We start from the raw sequence: 19,992 nt of genomic DNA, 5'->3' as shown, positions 1-19,992 counted from the left end.
CTCAACTTGAGAGGTTTTTGTTTACTATACATTTACGTTCGTTGCTTGTAACATAAGTTGATGAAGATCTGTATTTTTTACAAATGGCTTCAACAAATCACTTCCTGGTCCATACATAGCTAATTCTACATAATCGCCCGAGTGATCCATACTTATCCAACCTACATTGTTGTGTTTTTTCTGAATTTCAGAGAAAAATTTGAACGGAAGCTTTTTGAAATTATATAATCCTTCTTCTTTATCCAAACCTTTGTAAAAATCTAACATATGTTTTGCTTCATCATCAGTTAAACTAAAACCATTTGTTTCGACAATCCAATCTTTGATTTCTTGTATATTAAAATCTTCGTGAATTTCATTCAAAATATGTTCGTTGGTATATTTATAATTAACAATACTTTCAAATTTTTTGTTTACATCAGCTCCATAAATAGTTCCTGGATTTGCATTTCCGTGATCAGTTGTGATGATAACTAACGTATTTCCATCCTTTTCAGCAAAATCCATTACAGTTTTGATTGTTTCATCAAATGCAATTTGATCATTTATTAATCCTGCAACATCATTTGCATGTGCCGCCCAATCCACTTTTCCAGCTTCTACTTGCAATACAAAACCATTTTGATGATCTTTCAAATTATCAATCGCAACCTTAGTCATTTCGGCAAGTGTAGGAATAGATTTATTTTTTGAGAGATTTTTATGATCGATTGCGTAAGGAATTGCTCCAGTATTGAAAATACCTAATAGAGATTTATTGTTTTGAGATTTTCCTAATTCCTCCTTTGTTTTCGCAATTTGATAGCCTTTATTTTTATAAATAGCATACAAATCTTTCTTGTCTTCTCTTTTGGATGAATTAAAAAACTCATCACCACCACCTAATAAAACATCAATGCCAATTTCGGCATATTTTTCAGCTATCTCTGGTTCTGCATTTCTACTTGCAGAATTTATACAAAAACCAGCTGGAGTGGCATGAGTAATAGTAACTGTAGTCACACACCCTGTTCTTTTACCCGCTTTTTTGAACTTTTGCCAAATCGGAACATGATGTTCTCCATTCGTGCTAATATTTAATACGCCATTTTTCACACGAATTCCACCTCCAAAAGCTGAACTTGCAGCAGCTGAATCGGTAACAATAGAACTTGCAGAAGCGGTGTCCATTAAAGCTCTTTTTACTTTATTTTCTTCATAAAGATTTATCCAATTACCATTTTTTCCATGCAATTGTATGTTGTACAAATTAGCCATAGCAAGAGTTCCGGAACTCATTCCATCACTTATCATAAAAATAATATTCTTTGCAGAATTTGTAGAAAGATTAGGTTTGATTTTATTTTGAGCAAATAAATCGAAAGGATTTAGAATTAAGCCTGTAGAAATTAATGCCGATCCTCTAAGAAATTTACGTCTATCCATTTTATTATTTTTGTAAATGAATAGATTATTTCTGAGAAGTGTTTTAGCTTATTGTTAAATCTTATTAATGATACAATCTAAATCCTAATTTCAGGCATATATTGGCGTGTTTATCAAACAATGCATGTACAAGCTCTTCTTCGTCATCAATTTCTTTTGCTAAACAAAAATAATATTGATCTAAAATTGTACTCAAAATTGGAGAAGGGTTTACATATCCAGATAAGGCTTTTGCTCCTGTAACATCAATAAAATATTGAAAACTTTCGTCTTCCAAATTTAAACTCATTGTATTTGCAAAATGAACAATTTTATCGGTTAGTTTTCCTTGAAAAATTTCTGCTACTTCTTCCAAACTATAGTAATAATCATCAATTTGAATTTGATTTCCTTCGCCTTCAAAAACTAAATAAATGATTTTATAATCTCTAAAATATTTATCATGATAAAGAAGATTGGTCAAACTTTCTTCGAAACCTTCAAAGCTATCAGTCGTTTTATAAACATTTGTAATCTGAAATTCTCGAGCCAAATGTTCCAAAAATTCCAATAATTGCGAATCATTTTGCTCTTCAATATCTGCTACAGATTCCAAACAAAACAATTTGAAATCATCTTCGTCTTCAGTTCGTATAATATCCTTCATCTATTTTACTATTTTTCAAAGGTAAGATGTAATTTTTAAATGATTAAAATCACGCGAACAATGATTAATATTTATTAATTTAGAATTATTCTATATAAATAAATTTAATGAAAAATAATATTGATTTACAAAATCTTGCGGAACAATTGAGTTGTCCAAATGGAGACGAAGGAATTGAAGTTGGTGAGCAAATGAATGAAAGTAATTTTGGTATGATAAAAACGACAATAGATCATTTACAATTACAAAATAAAGAACAAATATTAGAGTTAGGTCATGGAAATTGTAAGCATTTACCTTATGTATTAAATCAAGCAAAGGATTTAGAATATATTGGTTTAGAACTTTCACAGGTCATGAAAAATAGTGCTATCACGAACAATTCTGATTATTTGAATGCAAATATTAGATTTGAAATAATTATGGATGAAAGAATTCATTTTTATGAAAAACGTTTTGATAAAATTTTCACAGTGAATACAATCTATTTTTGGAAAAATCCTAAATTTTTCTTGAGTGAAATTTATAGAGTCTTGAAATTCAATGGGGAATTTGCTCTTACTTTTGCTAAAAAGGAATTTATGGAAACTTTACCTTTTACTCAATTTGGCTTCAATTTATACACAGAAGACGAAGTGATAAAACTATTGAAATCAGCTAAATTTTCTATTGAAAATAGAAAAACATTTTCAGAAAGTGTAATTAGCAAAGCTGGCGAAAAAGTTGAAAGAGAGTATAGTATAATTATTGCAAAAAAATAAAATGATTTTTATTGATAATAAACTTAATTTTTTTGAGAAAAGAATGAGTAAATAATTTCTAAAGTAGAAAGAATTAGCAGAAATTTGTATCCTTATTTCAAGAATATGAAACAACCACAAAGAGTATTCGATTTATCTCGATTTCAAGAAAAAAATACACCTAACATTTCGATTTTTAATTACAAAGAAAAAGGAGAATGGAAGGGAATTTCTACAACAGATTTTATCAATCGAGTAAATAATATTTCGAAAGGTTTGATTGCAAATGGTGTTCAACAAAATGATAAAGTTGCGTTAATCAGCGAAAATCGTTTAGAATGGAATTTAGTAGATTTTGCAATTCAGCAAATTGGAGCTGTTGTTGTGGCAATTTATCCCAATATTTCGGATAATGATTACGAATTTATTCTAAATGATGCCGAAATCAAACTTTGTTTTGTGAGCAATGATGCGTTGTATCAACGATTATTAGGAATCAAAGATCGTATTCCAAATCTTGAACAAGTTTATACATTTAATACTTATCCGCATACACCAAATTGGATTGAGCTAATTTCGAAAGGAATTTCTATTTCTGATGAGGTTTTACAAACGAAGATGGACAATGTAAAACCAACTGATTTAGCAACTCTTATTTATACTTCTGGAACAACAGGAAACCCGAAAGGCGTTATGCTTTCTCACGAAAATTTATTGGCTGATGTCAATAGTTCCGAATATTCTTTTCCTGTAAAAGCGTATGATAAAGCGTTGTCTTTTTTACCTGCTTGTCATGCGTATGAACGCGTCTTTCAATACGTGTACATCAAAATGGGATTACCAATCTATTTTGCACAATCAATGGATACGATTGGGCAAGATATGAAAGAAGTTCAACCACATATTTTTTCGGCTGTTCCACGTGTTTTAGAGAAAGTTTACGATAAAATAATGGCGACTGGAGAACAATTGACAGGAGTAAAAAGAGCTTTATTCTTTTGGGCAATTTCGTTAGGAGAACAGTATGATTTAGACGAATCAAAACTTTCTGCTTGGTATAAATTTCAATTAAACATTGCTCGAAAATTAATTTTTTCGAAATGGAAAGCGGCGCTTGGCGGTAATGTCAAAGGAATTGCATCGGGAAGTGCAACTTTACAAACTCGTTTATTAAAATTGTATTTAGCAGCCGGAATTCCAATTTACGAAGGTTATGGTTTAACAGAAGCTGGACCTTGTTTATCTGTAAATTGTATCAAACGTGGAATGAAAATCGGAACCGTTGGTATTCCTTTGATTGATATTGAGATTAAATTAGCTGAAGATGGAGAAATCTTAGCAAAAGGTAAAAATATCATGCAAGGATATTATAAAAATTCTGAGGCGACGGCTGAGGTTTTGAAAGATGGTTGGTTGTATACGGGCGATATTGGAGAATGGGTTGATGATAAATTCTTAAAAATTATCGATCGTAAAAAAGAAATGTTCAAAACTTCTGGAGGAAAATATGTTGTGCCACAACAAATTGAGAAAATTCTTTCAGAATCTAATTATATCGAACAAATTATGGTAGTTGGAGAAGGACGAAAATTCCCTGCTGCTTTGGTTATTCCTTCTTATGAAAACTGTATTGATTGGGCAAAAGCAAATGAATCTTCATTGATTAATTTACCTCGTGAAGAGTTTTTAACGCATCCAAAAATTTATGAATTGATAGGAAATGAAATCAATAAATTAAATGTCAATTTTGGAAATTGGGAAAAAATTAAAAAATTTCATTTACTGCCTTATGAATTTACAATTGAAGCTGGAGAATTAACGCCAACTTTGAAGATGAAACGTAAAATCATTTCAGAAAAATATAAAAAAGAAATTGACGGAATTTATCAATAAAAACATCAATTTTTTAGAAAAATAACGAAGCAAGATTTTTATTAATCTTGCTTTTTTCGTGAAATAAAACTGATTTATGAAAATTTTGCACCAAATTTGCACTCTTTTTTATAAAGTTTAGTATTTAAAAAATGAATAATCCTACACGAATTTTTGACTTAGCTTATCGTCAACAAGAACTTTACCCCAATCATAATATGTTTGCAAGTAAAATTGATGGCGAATGGAAGTTTACAAAACCAGCCGAATTTATTGCGCAAACAAGAGAAATTTCGAAAGGTTTATTAGCTCTGGGAGTTAAACCTGGCGATCGAGTAGGACTTGTGTGCGAAAGCCGCTATGAATGGCATGTGATTGATTTTGCAATTCAGCAAATTGGTGCGGTTGTGGTAGCGATTTATCCAAATATTACAGATTTTGAATATCAATTTATCTTCAATGATGCCGAAATACAATTGTGTATTGTAAGTACAAAAAATTTGTATGAACGTATCAATAATATGTTTGGGACAATTTATAGTTTAGAATATGTTTTTGCAATTAATGAGTTCCCAGATTCTAGAAATTGGTCAGAATTAAAAGAAATTGGAAAAGATATAACAGACGAATATGTAAATAATCTTAGTTCAATTGTTCGAAATTCAGATTTAGCAACTTTAATTTATACGTCTGGAACAACAGGAAAACCGAAAGGTGTAATGTTGTCTCATAATAATTTGGTTTCGAATTTTATTGCGGCAAAAGAAATTGTTGTGTTAGAAGAAGGAACAAGAGGTTTGACTTTTTTACCGCCTTGTCATACATACGAAAGAACTGTAATTTATACCTATTTATATATTGGTGTAACGGTTTATTTCGCCGAAGGTTTTGAGAAAATTGGTGATAATATCAATGAAGTAAAACCTCATATCATGACTGCTGTTCCTCGTGTGATGGAAAAAGTTTATGAGAAAATTCTGAAAACAGGTAGCGCTTTAACAGGAAAAAAACGAAAAGTTTTTGATTGGGCGATTGAGATTGCTTCTCAATATGAGCCTGATGAGAAGAAACGATCTTTGGTGTATAATGTGAAATTAGCGTTAGCTCGAAAATTAGTTTTGAATAAATTTTATGAAGCGTTAGGAGGTAATTTCAAATATATTATTTCGGGAAGTGCTTCGTTGCAAGGTAAAATTGCGCGTGTTTTTATGGCAGCTGGATTACCATTTTTTGAAGGATATGGAATGACGGAAACTTCGCCTTTAATTACTGTAAATAATCCGCATAAATTAGGTGTTCGCATCGGAACTGTGGGTTCGCCGATAAAAGATGTCAAAGTAAAATTAGCCGAAGATGGCGAAATTTTGGTTCAAGGTCCTAATGTGATGATGGGTTATTATAAAAATCAGAAAGTGACCGATGAGGTCATTATTGATGGATGGTTGCACACAGGTGATATTGGAGTTTGGGAAGAAGGAGAAGGTCATTTCTTGAAAATTATTGATCGTAAAAAAGAAATGTTCAAAATTTCTGGAGGAAAATATGTTGTTCCTCAACTAATCGAAACAAAACTTGTCGAATCAAATTTTATTGAGCAAGTAATGGTTGTTGGTGATGCGCAAAAATTTGCGTCAGCTTTTATTGTTCCGAATTATGCAAATCTGAAAGAATGGGCAAAAGAAAATGCACCTGAAATTAGTAATCTTTCTCGTGATGAATTTATAGCATCTACAGAAGTTCATAAAGTAATAAACCAAGAAGTTCGTAAAGCAAATCAGTTATTTGGAAATTGGGAACAGATTAAGAAACCAGCAATTCTAACGCATGAATTTACGATTGAAGGTGAAGAATTAACTCCAACTTTGAAATTAAAACGTAAAGTTATTCTAAAGAAATATCAGAAAGAATTCGAAGAAATTTATAAATAAAAAAATCCCTCAACTCATCATGAATTGAGGGATTTTTTATGGATTCATTCTTCCATTAGAATATCCTCGAATCACAGTATAATTTACTTTTCTTATACTATCACTAAAAGAGGCGTTATCGGTATATATAATAAAATCTACTTTTTCTTTGATATTTCCATGAGTTTCAAATTCATTATAAAGTGAATTAACTTGAAGTTTTCCTTTGTTCTTCTTTAAGAATAATTCAAAAAATGAATCTTTTTCTCCTTTTGGAATAAAATAATTAGTTGGTAAATGTTTACAATTACAATTATCAGTGCTCAAATAATAGAGTCCAGAACATTGTAATTCATATAATTTAATATCTCCAATTTTATAAGACTTTTTAAAATCAGAGCTGCAAGAGTAAAATAATAAGAGAAATAAAATTAGATATTTCATAATTGTAATATTTATGACGAAAATAATTCTTTTTAAGTTGAAGATAAAATTTTTGAAAAACTCATCATTTTACGCTATTTTCGACGAATTCTTTTCAAAATTACAAAACTATAAGTGCGCTATGGAAGCAACCAGAATTTTTGATTTATCAAAACGTCAGCAGGAAAAGTTTCCTGATTTATCCATGTTTGTATCCAAACAAAATGGAGAATGGAAACCAATGAAAACCGCAACTTTTTTAGAACATGTTGATGCAATCTCAAAAGGATTAATCGCTTGTGGAGTTCAGCCAGGTGAAAAAGTGGGATTAATCTCAGAAAATCGTGTCGAATGGAATATGATAGATTATGCGATACAACAAATCGGAGCTGTTGTGGTAGCGATTTATCCGAATATTTCTGACAACGATTACGAATATATTTTTAGCGATTCTGCTATAAAATTGTGTTTTACAAGTAATCTCGATTTGTACACGCGAATCAATCAACTCAAAACAAAATTGCCTTCATTAGAGCAATTGTACTCAATTGATGAATTTGAAAATACAGAAAGTTGGAATGTTTTAATCGAAAAAGGAAAAACAATTCAACAAGAAGAAATAGACAAACGTGCCGCAAATGTAAAGCACGAAGATTTAGCTTTTTTAATCTATACATCAGGAACGACAGGAAATCCGAAAGGCGTAATGTTGTCGCACAAAAACATTATTGCAGATGTTATGGCTTGCGAATATTCAACACCACTTGATCCTTACGATCGTGCTTTGACCTTTCTTCCTGCTTGTCATGCGTATGAGCGAACAATTCAGTATTTGTATGTGTACATGGGGATTTCGATATATTTTGCAGAATCGATGGAGAAGATTGGCGATAATTTAAAAGAAATTAAACCGCATATGATTACGGCTGTTCCTCGTGTGATTGAAAAAGTTTATGAAAAAATCATGCAAACGGGAGCTCAATTATCAGGTTTTAAGAAATCTATTTTTGATTGGGCTGTAAAAGTTGGCGATGAGTTTGTGTTAGAAGATGATCAGCGTTCTACAATTTATAATTTGAAATTAGCAATTGCCCGAAAATTAGTTTTACACAAATGGTACGAAGGACTTGGTGGCGAATTAAAAGCCATTGTAACGGGAAGTGCAGCGATTCAACAACGAATTGTTCGCGTATTTTTAGCTGCCGAAATTCCAATTTATGAAGGTTATGGATTGACAGAAGCTTCGCCAGTAATTGCGGTGAATTGTTTTCGTCGAGGTAAAAAGATAGGAACTGTTGGACCTCCGTTGAAAGGTGTTGAAGTAAAATTGGCTGATGATGGCGAAATTTTAGTAAAAGGTGATATTGTGATGATGGGTTATCATAATTTACCAGAAAAAACTGCCGAAGAAATCAAAGATGGTTGGCTATACACGGGTGATATTGGAGAATGGATAGACAATAAATTCTTGAAAATTGTTGACCGTAAAAAAGAAATGTACAAAACTTCGGGAGGGAAATATATTGTTCCACAACAAATCGAAATGAAAATGGTAGAATCGCCATTCATCGAGCAATTGATGGTTGTTGGAGAAGGTGAGAAGTTTCCTGGAGCTTTTGTGGTTCCGAGTTATACAAATCTAAAAAAATGGTCGCAGTCAAATGCTCTTGAAATTGTAAATCTTCCTCATGATGAATTTCAGAAAAGCGATGTTGTCAAAAAGAAATTAGAAGAAGAAATCAATCAACTGAATAATCATTTTGGACATTGGGAACAAATCAAAAAGATTGCAATTATTCCAAATGAAATGACCGTAGAAGGTGGAGAATTAACGCCAACGTTAAAATTTAAACGTAAAATTATTTTAGAAAAATACAAGAAACAATACCAAGAAATTTTTGGATAATTAATAAGAGTCTCAGTTTTTTGAGACTCTTTTTTATAACCTTTAATTAAGATTAAAATCTATATTTTTGTAAAAACAAAATCAATTGAATTCAGTTAAAGTTTACGCAAAACAAACAAGCAATTGGGGATTATTATTCGGTAGTCTTTTATTTTTTGCTTGTTCAATTTATTTATTTCTAAACGCCAATCAAGTTAATTCTCCGCAAACTGCAAAAATTTTAAGCGGAGTTTTATTTGTTCCAAGTTTACTATTCATCATCGTTTCAATCAAAAAATTGATGAAAAAACAATTGATTTTATTGATTGATAAAAAAGGAATTGTTTACAAACCTACGGATCATTTGAATTATATTGAATGGGGAAAAATTTTAGAAATTGAAGAACTGAAATTGCCTCGCCAACGTGTCATTAATATAAAAATTATTGATGCAGACGATTTTATCCATAACGAAACGCAGAAATTCTTACAAGCACGTATGAGATTTTGGAATAAAATGTATGGCGCTGTTGTTTCGTTTGACGCAAATACTTTAGATAAAAATCACTTCGAAATCATGAATCTTTTTGATGAATTTATGGAAGATTATAAGATTTCTACAGCTTCAAAAAATGATTAATTCGAAAGAATAGACTATTTTTGCAGCATGCAAATCGATTTACTTTATAAAAATTTGGGCATCAAAGATATGAATGCAATGCAACGTTCAGCATTCAAAATGTCCGAAAATCAACGAGATTTAATTTTATTATCACCAACAGGATCTGGTAAAACATTGGCGTTTTTATTTCCGACTTTAAGAGATTTAAATCCAGATGTAAAAGGTGTTCAAACCTTAATTTTAGTTCCTGCGCGTGAGTTAGCTTTACAAATCGAAACAGTTTTCAAATCGATGAAGTCTGATTATAAAGTAACGTGTTGTTATGGAGGTCACAATACAAAAGTTGAGCAAAATACTTTGTTAGAAGCTCCAGCTGTATTAATTGGGACTCCAGGACGTATTGCGTATCATTTGCGTAACGAAAATTTTGATCCTTCGACTGTTCAAACTTTAATTTTAGACGAGTTTGATAAAGCGTTAGAATTAGGTTTTCAAGAAGATATGAGCTTTATTGTAGAGCAACTTTCTGGTTTGAAACAACGTATTTTGACTTCTGCTACAGAAATGGAAAATATTCCAGAATTTGTTGGATTGAATGACGAAAAAATTGTGAGCTATCTAAAACAAATCGAGGTAAAGCCTGATTTACATATGAAAGTGGTTAACACCATTTCAGAAGAAAAATTGGATACTTTATTTAATTTGATTTGCAAAATTGGAAGCAAACGCATGTTGATTTTCTGTAATCACCGTGATGCTGTCGACCGTATTAGTAATTTGTTGCATGAAAAAGGAATTGCGCGTGAAAGTTTTCATGGTGGAATGGAACAAGACGAACGCGAACGTGCGTTACTGAAATTCAGAAATGATTCGGTTCGAGTTTTAATTACAACAGATTTGGCTGCGCGTGGTTTGGATATTCCAGAAGTAGATTCGATTATTCATTATCAATTACCTGCAAAAGAAGCCGCTTTTATTCACAGAAATGGACGTACAGCACGTATGAATGCGAAAGGTTTTGTGTATTTAATTATTAGCAATGAAGAACATTTTCCGTTTGTAAATGAAAATTTACCTGTCGAAAATTTAGGTGGAACATATAAGATTCCAGAACGTACACCTTACCAAACGATTTATATTTCTGCAGGAAAAAAAGACAAAGTAAACAAAGTTGATATTGTTGGATTTTTGTTCAAAAAAGGAGGTTTAGAAAAAAACGATGTCGGAATTATTGAGGTAAAAGATACCACTTCGTATGTTGCGATTAACCGTAAAAAAGTTCCGGACTTATTGAAAAAATTGAACGGTCAAAAAGTAAAAAATAAGAAAGTAAAAATGCAAATTGCATATTAAAAATAGAATTTTATGTTAGCACACCACGTACTATTTTGGTTAAAAGATGACGCTACAGAAGCTGAAGTGAATACATTTCATCAAGCTTTGAAAGATTTAGAACCAATTGCTCCTTCAGTATTTTTTCATGTTGGAACACCAGCAAATATCGAAAGAGATGTTATCGACGCTTCGTATTCGTTTTCTTTGTTTGCAGCTTTCGAAACGATGGAACAATTTGAGACGTATCAAAAACATCCACAACATATCGAGTTTTTGAATGGTCCAAATAAATTAGCAAAACGAGTATTAATCTATGATGCAGATTAATCGTTAGAAAAATATAACCTTAAATCCGTCATTTGACGGATTTTTTTATTTTCTAAAACTTTATAAATCAAGTTTATTTATAATTAATTATACTTATTTTTGTACAAAATATTGTACATATGTTGATAACAAATATTTCTGAATTTAGAAAAGATATTAAAGAATATTTTGATCGTGTGACGAATAATTTTGAAACATTGATTATTAATCGTGGAAAAAATTCTGGTGTTGTTATTATGTCATTAGAAGAGTATAATTCGCTAATGGCTACGAATCATGAGCTTTCTTCTCGCAAAAATGAAGAGCGTTTGGATGCTGCAATTGAGAAATTAAAAACTCAGAAAACGTTTACAAAGGAGTTAATTGAAGAATAGATGAAAATCGTTTTTGTTGATGAATCATGGGAAGATTATTTGTATTGGCAAAAAACAGATAAATCTAAATTGAAAAAGATCAATGAATTGATTAAAGGTATTGCTCGAAATCCTTTTGATGGTCTGGGGAAACCAGAAGCTTTGAAACATAAATATGCAGGATTTTGGTCGAGAAGAATAGATCATGAACATCGGTTAATATATCGTGTTGTAGAAGATGAAATTCAAATTGCGAAATGTCGTTTTCATTATGATTGATATACTTCTTTATCAATCAACAATATAATCTATCATACAATAATCACGAATTTCTATCAAAATAAGCAAATAATCGTTACAAATACCCGTAAATTTGCAAATGATTTCTGAAAAGGAAATCAATAGAATTTAAGCAATGATTATAGAGACAGAAGAAGAGTTAATCGGAATGAAAAAAGTCAGCGAAGCTGTAGCCGTTACTCTTAAAGAGATGAAAGATTATGTAAAACCTGGAATGTCAACAAAAGAATTGGACGATTTTGGTGCGAAGATTATGCACAAATTTGGTTGCAAATCAGCTCCTTTCGAGACGTATCAATTTCCTGGTTATACTTGCTTAAGCGTGAATGAAGAAATTTGTCACGGAATTCCAAGAGCCGATAAAATTTTGAAAGACGGAGATGTGGTTAATATTGATGTTTCTGGAGAATTAGGTGGTTTTTGGGCTGATAATGGAGGTTCTATTGTTGTTGGAGAAGATGTGAATGGTTATCAAAAAATTGTTGATGCATCTATTTCTGCGCTTCAAAAAGCAATTGCGGCTGTAAAATCTGGAGTTAAAATCGCTGATATTGGTGGAATTATTGAGAAAGAAGCAAAAAAACATCATTATCATGTGATTGAGAATTTAACTGGTCATGGAGTAGGGCGTTCATTGCACGAAGAACCATTGGATTTGATGAATTTCAGAGACCCTGATGATAAACGTCGATTCCGTAAAAATTCAGTTATTGCATTGGAAACTTTTATTTCAGAAAATTCTTACGAAGCAATTGAGCAAGCGGATGGTTGGACAATGATAGGAAATGCACCTGGCGTTTTTGCACAACACGAACATACTGTTTTGGTTACTTCTGAAGGTCCTATGATTTTAACGCACATGAATGGTAATTGGTAAAATTATATGAAGAGAAACGAATATATTAAAGTAGACCGCGAAGTGGTCAAAAAAATGAGCGAAGATATTCAGGCTTATTTAACAGAAAATAAGTTGGAACGTGTAAAAACTAAGGATATGATGCCTTTCTTAATTGAAAAAGGATATTTTCCTCACGACCGTAAAAAAGGATATCCTTTGCGTCAGATTCTAACAGATTTGAAAAAATCGGAAGAATTACATTTATTACCGCAAGCATTTCCAGAATATTTGGAAATCGAGAATAAAAAAACATCTACCTACTGGTATTTTAGTCCAGTAAAATAATATTAAACACTTCTATTGAAGTGTTTTTTTTATTGCTAACAAATTCAAAATCTTTACTTTTTGGAATATTAATTGATACAATTTGATCGTTTATTAGATGAAAAATCAAGCTTTTTAATTTCTTATCTTATGTCAATGAAATCTCGCTGATGACTGAGCTAAATTTGTCCTATCAAAATAAATAATTAATTAAAAACAATCAAATAATCATTCGTTATGAAAAAATTATTATTCACGTTAATGTTATCAGCAGCTTCAATGTCTGCATTTGCTCAAAATTATACAAATGATAAAGCGCACTCAAAATTAGGCTTTTCTGTTTCTCACATGACAATTTCTGATGTTGAAGGACAATTCCAAAATTTTGATGTTCATTTAAACTTTACAAAAGAAGATTTAAGCGATGCAAAATTTCATGTAGTTGCAGATATCAATTCAATCAATACAGGAGTTGAGGCACGTGATAATCATTTAAAATCAGCAGATTTTTTCAATGCAGCAAAAAATTCAAAACTAGAATTCTCTTCAAAAGGAATTACACGTGTTAAAGGAAATCAATTTAAAATGGTTGGTGATTTAACATTAAACGGAGTAACTAAACCAGTTGCATTAAAATTAGTTTACAACGGAAGCATCAACAATAACGGAGTTAAAACGTACGGATTTACAGTAAAAGGAAATGTAAAAAGAAGTGATTTTAACATCGGTGGTAATTTCCCAGAAGCTGTTGTAGGTGATGTTGTTACATTAACATCAAACTTAGAATTTTCAGCTTCAAAAGCTAAATAATAATAAATAAAATATATTATAAAAATCGTGGATTTCAATACGTTAAAATCAATTACTTCAAGTTTTTCTACAACTGATAAAATGCCAGTTTTATTTTTAGGACATGGCTCTCCGATGAACGCAATCGAAGAAAATATTTTTGTAGAAGGATGGAAGAAGATTGGAAAAACAATCCCAAAACCAAATGCGATTATTTGTATTTCGGCACATTGGGAAACGAAAGGAACTAAAGTTACGGCTTTAGAACAACCCAAAACGATTCACGATTTTTATGGTTTTCCGCAAGCTTTATTCGATGTTGAATATCCAGCGCCAGGAAGTCCAGAATTAGCAACAGAGGTCAAAAATTTAATTAAAACAACAGAGGTTGATTTAGACAAAATGTGGGGATTTGACCACGGCTCTTGGAGTGTGATTAAATTTTTGTATCCAGAAGCAGATGTTCCGATGATAGAACTGAGTTTGGATGTTTATAAAACGCCAAAAGAGCATTACGAATTAGCGAAGGAATTAGACGCTTTGCGTAGTAAAGGGATATTAATAGTAGGAAGTGGGAATGTTGTACACAATTTGAGAGCATTAAATTGGAGCGAGCCAAATGCTGGTTATGATTGGGCTTATGAAGTGAATGATACATTCAAGAATATTGTTCAAACAGGTAATCACGACGAATTGTTCAATTTTGTACAAAAAGGTAGCGCATTTAATCTTGCTGTCCCATCTATGGAACATTATTTGCCAGCTATTTACGCATTAGCATTACAAGGAAAAGAAGAGGAGCTAACACTTTTTAATGATAAACTAATTTATGGATCATTAGGAATGTTATCATTCAAAATAGGATAAATAAAATCAATTTAAATAACAAATAAAAACAAAACATTATGGCAACAAAATGGAATTTAGACCCTTCTCATTCAGAAGTCCAATTTAAAGTAAAACACATGGTAATTTCTACAGTAACAGGAAATTTTGATCATTTCAATGCTGATGTAGAAGCTAATTCAGATGATTTTTCTGATGCAAAATTTGAATTTGATGCAAAAGTAGATTCAATCAATACAAAAAATGCAGATCGTGATGGACATTTAAAATCAGCTGATTTCTTTGCTGCTGAGCAATTTCCAGAAATGAAATTTGAAAGTACTTCAGGTATTCAAAACGGAAAAATTAATGGAACTTTAGAAATTCGTGGTGAAAAACAGCCAATTACATTAAATGCAGATTTTGGTGGAGTTATCACTGATCCATGGGGATTACAAAGAGCTGGATTCGAATTTTCAGGAGAAATCAACCGTAAAGATTACGGATTAGGATGGAGCCAAGTAACAGAAGCTGGAGGATTAGTGGTTTCTGATAAAGTAAAATTATTGGTGAATTTAGAGTTTACTCAAGCCCAATAATCATAATTTTTAATAGCAAAAAAACCACTTCAAACGAAGTGGTTTTTTTTGTGTTATTTATTTTTGTTCTCCCAAAAAGTAGCATTTTTAATTCCGATTTCTGTAGGATTAAAATCAGGATTTTTAATTCCTTTTTTACGTTTGTCTTTATAATCTTTCCAGACCTTAAGCCCAACTCCGCTTAATAATAAAATAGCAATAATATTTACCCAAGCCATCAGACCAACACCAATATCTCCAATTGCCCAAGCAGTTTCAGCAGTTTTGATTGTTCCGTAATACGTAGCACCTAAAAAACAAATACGTAAAATCCATACATATACTTTTCTATTTCCTTTCTTGAAAATGTATGTAATATTCGTTTCAGCATAATAGTAATAAGCCATAATCGTTGTAAAAGCAAAGAAAAACAAAGCAATCGCAACAAAACTATTTCCGAATGAAGGAAAATGACTTGAAACAGCTGCTTGCGTAAAACCTGTATAATCTACTCCAGGAAGATTTTGAGTAATGAAACTTCCCGCTTTTTCTGGGTGATTCACATTGTATTTTCCTGTAAATAAAATCATAAAAGCAGTTGCAGTACACACAAATAATGTATCGATGTAAACAGAAAAAGCTTGTACCAAACCTTGTTGTGCAGGATGGTTTACTTCCGCAGCCGCAGCCGCATGAGGAGCAGTTCCTTGACCAGCTTCGTTAGAATAAATTCCACGTTTTATTCCCCAAGCAATTGCAGATCCAAAAACACCACTATAAAGTGATTCTTGATTGAAAGCTGATGAAAAAATTAATCGTAAAACTGATGGAACTTGATGGATATTCATTCCAATAATAATGATTGCCATTAAGATGTAAGCGCCTGCCATAAAAGGAACGATAAATTCAGAAGCTTGTCCCAAACGTTTTACACCTCCAAAAATAATCAAGGCTAATAATCCAATAATGACGAATCCTACAATGTTGATTGGAATTCCTACAAAATTATAAATAGGAATATCAAACGCGTTATTCAAAGCAGATGAAATACTATTCGACTGAACGCCTGGTAATAATAATCCACAACTCATAATTGTAATGATTGCAAACAAAACCGCGTACCATTTGATTCCTAAACCTTTTTCGATGTAGTATGAAGGACCTCCACGATATTCTCCATCGATTTCTTGCTTGTAGACCTGTCCTAATGCAGATTCTATGAATGCAGATGCACTTCCTAAAAATGCGATAAACCACATCCAAAAAATTGCTCCAGGGCCTCCCATTGCGATTGCGGTTGCAACACCAACAATGTTTCCGGTTCCGACACGACCAGAAATTGCTAAAGAAAAAGCTTGGAAAGGAGTGATTCCTTTGTCCGATTTTTCGCCACTAAATAGCAAGCGAACCATGTCTTTTATGTAGACTATTTGTAAAAATCCGGTGCGAATAGAGAAGTAAATTCCTGTTAAAGCGCAAAGTCCAATCAAGGCATATGACCAAACGTAGCTACTTATTAGATTGATGATATCATCCATTTGAGTAAAAAATTTTGTTCTTGTGTTTATTTGTGGTGCTAAAATGCTAAAAAAATCTTAATTATAAGATTTAATCTGTTTATTTATTCGAAAAAATAAATACAAGCAAGAATTTTATTCTAAATTTTGAAGATATATTATTTAAACCTTTAGTTTGATAAAAGGTGTGTAATTGGTTAAATACAAATAAAAAAGGTTGCAAATTACTGTAACCTTTTTCTGTTTTTTTATTATGATCGAATGATTTTTAGTTTTGCAAAATTTAAGAGTAATTTTTTTTCTCCTGCATTATCAAAATGAATAATTGCTTTCATATCTGATGGTTCTCCTTGCAAATCTTTCACAATTCCTCGTCCAAAACGATCGTGAACAACAACTTGACCAACTTGCAAACCTTGTGCATTTGCTGTTGATGAAGCGTTACTTTTTGTTTGATTTACTGGTTTGAAATTTGACCTTGGTTGAGCTGGTTCTACACGAGCTCTTGGATTTGGTCTTGCAACTGATTTTTCTCGTTGTTGATAGTTTTGTGGTGTTGGTTCATCTCCAAATAAATCAGCCGATAATCCACTATTATTAGAAGCTCTTGCAGAAATATTCAGATTTTTCCATTCTAAGAAACTATCATCAATTTCTTCTAAGAAACGAGAAGGTTCACAATCGATAATTTTTCCCCAACGAAAACGTGAAACAGAATAGGTCATATAAGCCACTTTCTCAGCGCGTGTTAAGGCAACATAAAATAAGCGACGTTCTTCTTCTAATTCAGCGCGCGTGTTAACACTCATCATAGAAGGGAAAAGATTTTCTTCTAAACCTGCAATAAATACAACAGGGAATTCTAAACCTTTTGCTAAGTGGACCGTCATCAAATTGACCTTATTATCGTCATCTTCTTCGTTATCCGCATCAGTTGCCAAAGCAATATTTTCTAAGAAACCACCTAAAGAAGCATCTCCTTCGTCTAATTGTTGTTGTTCTTCGACATAACCTTGGATCGAATTTAACAACTCTTGAACGTTCTCTAAGCGAGAAACACCTTCTGGTGTAGAATCTTCTTTCAACGCATTCAACAATTGTGTTCTTTTAGCCATTTCCATTGTTACTTCATACACATCATGTGATTTTAGCATCACTTGGAAACGCTTAATCATCAACACAAAATCATTCAATTTGTTTGATGTTCCTGCATTTATTCCAATGGTTGGAGCATACATCGCAATATTTTCAATCAAAGAAAATAAACTAATTTGATGTTGATCTGCCGCAACCAAAAGTTTTGAAATAGTCGTTTGACCAATTCCACGTGCCGGATAATTGATTGTTCGCAATAAAGCTTCTTCATCATTTTGATTAATCAATAATCGCATATAACCAACCATATCCTTAATCTCTTTGCGTTGATAGAAAGATGTTCCGCCATAAACACGGTACTGAATTCCTCTTTTTCTCAAGGCTTCTTCTAACGCACGAGATTGTGCATTGGTACGATAAAGAATAGCAAAATCTTTTGGTTGAAGATGTTCATTTATCTGTCTTTCCCATATCTGCGTTGCAATATAACGCGCTTCATCAGCATCAGAAAGTCCACGATAAACGGCTATTTTTTCACCAGTTTCATTCGCAGTCCAAACATTTTTTTCTAATTGATCTTGATTTTGTTTGATAATCTGATTCGCAGCTTCCACAATCATTTGCGTCGAACGGTAATTTTGTTCCAATGGATACAATTTCGCATCAGGATAATCAGATTTGAATGATAAAATATTTCGAATATTTGCACCACGGAAAGCATAGATAGATTGCGCATCATCACCAACCACACAAAGGTTTTCGTAACGAGAAGCCAATGCTTTTACAATCAAATATTGCGAATGATTGGTATCTTGGTACTCATCAACCATAATGTATTTGAAACGTTCTTGATATTTTGCTAAAACCTCAGGAAAACGCGTCAAAATTTCATTGGTACGTAACAATAAATCATCAAAATCCATTGCGCCAGATTTGAAACAACGATCTACATAAGCTCTGTAAATATCGCCCATTCGAGGTCGCATTGCTTCATTATCGGCTTCAATCAAAGCTTGATTGTTATGATAAGCTCTAACTGTAATCAAGTTATTTTTGTATTGAGAAATTCTTCCCAAAACTTGTTTTGCTTTGTAAATATCTTTATCCAAATGCATTTCGTTAATAATCTTTGTCATTACCGAAACTGCATCTTGTTGATCGTAAATTGTAAAATCTGATGGATAACCTAAAAGCGGAGCTTCAACACGTAGAATGCGCGCAAAAACAGAGTGGAAGGTACCCATCCAAAGAGCTTTTGCATTCGCTTCACCAACTACATGTCCGATACGTTCTTTCATTTCTCGGGCAGCTTTATTGGTAAATGTTAAAGACAATATATTGAAAGCATCAACTCCTTTATTTAGTAAATGAGCAATGCGATAAGTTAACACTCTCGTCTTTCCAGAACCCGCACCTGCAATCACCATTACTGGACCTTCGGTAGCTTCTACAGCCAAACGCTGTGGTTCGTTCAGTTTTTCTAAATAATTTTCTTCCATCGTGTGCAAAGTTAACCTTTGTGGTGTAAAGGATAAAATAATTTTGAAAGATTATATATTTTCTTATATAGATGTATTGTTAATTATATGCTGCTATAAAGATTTATTATCAAGAGATAGAAAAAAACGTACGAATTGAAAGCTGTTTCGTTACATTGATAAGGAAATATTCTGTATATTTACACAAATTTTTTATATGACAGACGAATCAGTAAAATCAAGTAATTACGAAATAGTAAAGCAAGTGTTTACGAATTTCTTGGAAGACAATGGACATCGTAAGACACCTGAACGTTATGCTATTTTAGAGGAAATTTATTTTACAGATGATCATTTTGATATTGATATGTTGTATATCAAAATGAAAAATAAGAAATACCGCGTTAGTCGTGCTACTTTATACAATACTATCGAGCTTTTGATGGAAGCTAAATTGGTGCGTAAACATCAGTTTGGAGATCAACAAGCGCATTACGAAAAATCATATTTCGACAAAAATCATGACCATATTATTTTGTCTGATACAGGAGAAGTATTGGAGTTTTGTGATCCAAGAATTCAATCTATTAAACAAACGATAGAAGATATTTTTGATATCAAAATTGATAATCATTCATTGTATTTTTACGGAACTCGTAAGAATAAATAACCTTGATTTTATAAAACCAAAAGACCTTTTACAATTTCGTAAA

Annotated in this window: 20 protein-coding genes; 15 read left to right on the top strand and 5 right to left on the bottom strand. The window is 32.0% G+C overall.

Annotated features, from left to right (window positions below):
* Positions 1–24: 24 nt before the first annotated feature.
* Both B3792_RS11430 and B3792_RS11425 read right to left on the bottom strand, forming a co-directional pair.
* Complete coding sequence (locus tag B3792_RS11430) at positions 25–1,425, bottom strand: alkaline phosphatase (RefSeq protein WP_219033963.1); 1,401 nt, start codon at positions 1,423–1,425, stop codon at positions 25–27.
* Positions 1,426–1,489: 64 nt separating this feature from the next.
* Positions 1,490–2,071: a DUF6642 family protein gene (locus B3792_RS11425; RefSeq protein WP_219033962.1), complete on the bottom strand. Its 582-nt coding sequence runs from the start codon at positions 2,069–2,071 to the stop codon at positions 1,490–1,492.
* A 107-nt stretch (positions 2,072–2,178) separates the two neighbouring features.
* Between B3792_RS11425 and B3792_RS11420 the strand changes: the two genes are divergently transcribed.
* From B3792_RS11420 to B3792_RS11410, 3 genes are all read left to right on the top strand, one after another.
* Complete coding sequence (locus B3792_RS11420) at positions 2,179–2,832, top strand: class I SAM-dependent methyltransferase (RefSeq protein ID WP_221855054.1); 654 nt, start codon at positions 2,179–2,181, stop codon at positions 2,830–2,832.
* A gap of 105 nt (positions 2,833–2,937) precedes the next feature.
* The gene (locus tag B3792_RS11415; RefSeq protein WP_291048521.1) at positions 2,938–4,704 is read left to right on the top strand and encodes an AMP-dependent synthetase/ligase; all 1,767 of its coding nucleotides are present in this window, start codon (positions 2,938–2,940) and stop codon (positions 4,702–4,704) included.
* 131 nt (positions 4,705–4,835) lie between these two features.
* Positions 4,836–6,611: an AMP-dependent synthetase/ligase gene (locus B3792_RS11410; RefSeq protein WP_291069618.1), complete on the top strand. Its 1,776-nt coding sequence runs from the start codon at positions 4,836–4,838 to the stop codon at positions 6,609–6,611.
* Between the two features lie 36 nt (positions 6,612–6,647).
* On the opposite strand, the gene B3792_RS11405 is transcribed toward B3792_RS11410, so the two are convergent.
* On the bottom strand, positions 6,648–7,034 hold the full coding sequence (locus B3792_RS11405; protein ID WP_038331649.1) for a hypothetical protein: 387 nt from the start codon (positions 7,032–7,034) through the stop codon (positions 6,648–6,650).
* 121 nt (positions 7,035–7,155) lie between these two features.
* Between B3792_RS11405 and B3792_RS11400 the strand changes: the two genes are divergently transcribed.
* From B3792_RS11400 to B3792_RS11350, 11 genes are all read left to right on the top strand, one after another.
* Positions 7,156–8,919: an AMP-dependent synthetase/ligase gene (locus tag B3792_RS11400; protein ID WP_291069615.1), complete on the top strand. Its 1,764-nt coding sequence runs from the start codon at positions 7,156–7,158 to the stop codon at positions 8,917–8,919.
* Positions 8,920–9,004: 85 nt separating this feature from the next.
* Entirely contained in the window at positions 9,005–9,538 is a 534-nt protein-coding gene (locus B3792_RS11395; protein ID WP_221855062.1) for an STM3941 family protein, read from the top strand.
* A 27-nt stretch (positions 9,539–9,565) separates the two neighbouring features.
* Positions 9,566–10,873 carry a DEAD/DEAH box helicase gene (locus B3792_RS11390; protein ID WP_180906721.1) on the top strand — a complete coding sequence of 436 codons (1,308 nt, stop codon included), beginning with the start codon at positions 9,566–9,568 and terminating at the stop codon, positions 10,871–10,873.
* A gap of 12 nt (positions 10,874–10,885) precedes the next feature.
* On the top strand, positions 10,886–11,182 hold the full coding sequence (locus B3792_RS11385; protein WP_221855064.1) for a Dabb family protein: 297 nt from the start codon (positions 10,886–10,888) through the stop codon (positions 11,180–11,182).
* A 119-nt stretch (positions 11,183–11,301) separates the two neighbouring features.
* Positions 11,302–11,556 (top strand): type II toxin-antitoxin system Phd/YefM family antitoxin, encoded by a 255-nt coding sequence (locus B3792_RS11380; RefSeq protein WP_221855065.1) that lies wholly within the window; start codon positions 11,302–11,304, stop codon positions 11,554–11,556.
* The gene (locus B3792_RS11375) at positions 11,557–11,814 is read left to right on the top strand and encodes a Txe/YoeB family addiction module toxin (protein ID WP_221855067.1); all 258 of its coding nucleotides are present in this window, start codon (positions 11,557–11,559) and stop codon (positions 11,812–11,814) included.
* A gap of 136 nt (positions 11,815–11,950) precedes the next feature.
* A complete protein-coding gene (gene map, locus B3792_RS11370; RefSeq protein ID WP_291051740.1) occupies positions 11,951–12,712 on the top strand; it encodes a type I methionyl aminopeptidase in 762 nt (253 codons plus the stop codon).
* 6 nt (positions 12,713–12,718) lie between these two features.
* A complete protein-coding gene (locus tag B3792_RS11365) occupies positions 12,719–13,018 on the top strand; it encodes a hypothetical protein (protein WP_125350083.1) in 300 nt (99 codons plus the stop codon).
* 216 nt (positions 13,019–13,234) lie between these two features.
* Entirely contained in the window at positions 13,235–13,807 is a 573-nt protein-coding gene (locus B3792_RS11360) for a YceI family protein (RefSeq protein WP_221855071.1), read from the top strand.
* Positions 13,808–13,834: 27 nt separating this feature from the next.
* On the top strand, positions 13,835–14,653 hold the full coding sequence (ygiD, locus tag B3792_RS11355) for a 4,5-DOPA dioxygenase extradiol (RefSeq protein ID WP_221855074.1): 819 nt from the start codon (positions 13,835–13,837) through the stop codon (positions 14,651–14,653).
* Between the two features lie 38 nt (positions 14,654–14,691).
* On the top strand, positions 14,692–15,210 hold the full coding sequence (locus B3792_RS11350; RefSeq protein ID WP_125350085.1) for a YceI family protein: 519 nt from the start codon (positions 14,692–14,694) through the stop codon (positions 15,208–15,210).
* 53 nt (positions 15,211–15,263) lie between these two features.
* Here the strand turns inward: B3792_RS11350 and B3792_RS11345 are convergent, their stop codons facing one another.
* The gene (locus B3792_RS11345) at positions 15,264–16,727 is read right to left on the bottom strand and encodes an alanine/glycine:cation symporter family protein (RefSeq protein ID WP_221855076.1); all 1,464 of its coding nucleotides are present in this window, start codon (positions 16,725–16,727) and stop codon (positions 15,264–15,266) included.
* A gap of 230 nt (positions 16,728–16,957) precedes the next feature.
* Positions 16,958–19,300 (bottom strand): ATP-dependent helicase, encoded by a 2,343-nt coding sequence (locus B3792_RS11340; protein ID WP_286494898.1) that lies wholly within the window; start codon positions 19,298–19,300, stop codon positions 16,958–16,960.
* Positions 19,301–19,496: 196 nt separating this feature from the next.
* Between B3792_RS11340 and B3792_RS11335 the strand changes: the two genes are divergently transcribed.
* Complete coding sequence (locus tag B3792_RS11335; protein WP_038331681.1) at positions 19,497–19,949, top strand: Fur family transcriptional regulator; 453 nt, start codon at positions 19,497–19,499, stop codon at positions 19,947–19,949.
* The last annotated feature ends 43 nt before the right edge of the window (positions 19,950–19,992 follow it).

The sequence above is a fragment of the Empedobacter sp. UBA5924 genome, from assembly GCF_002431085.1.
Lineage (GTDB): Bacteria > Bacteroidota > Bacteroidia > Flavobacteriales > Weeksellaceae > Empedobacter > Empedobacter falsenii_B.
The sequence above is the reverse complement of the archived record's forward strand: the minus strand, read 5'-3'. Positions and strand labels throughout refer to the sequence as shown.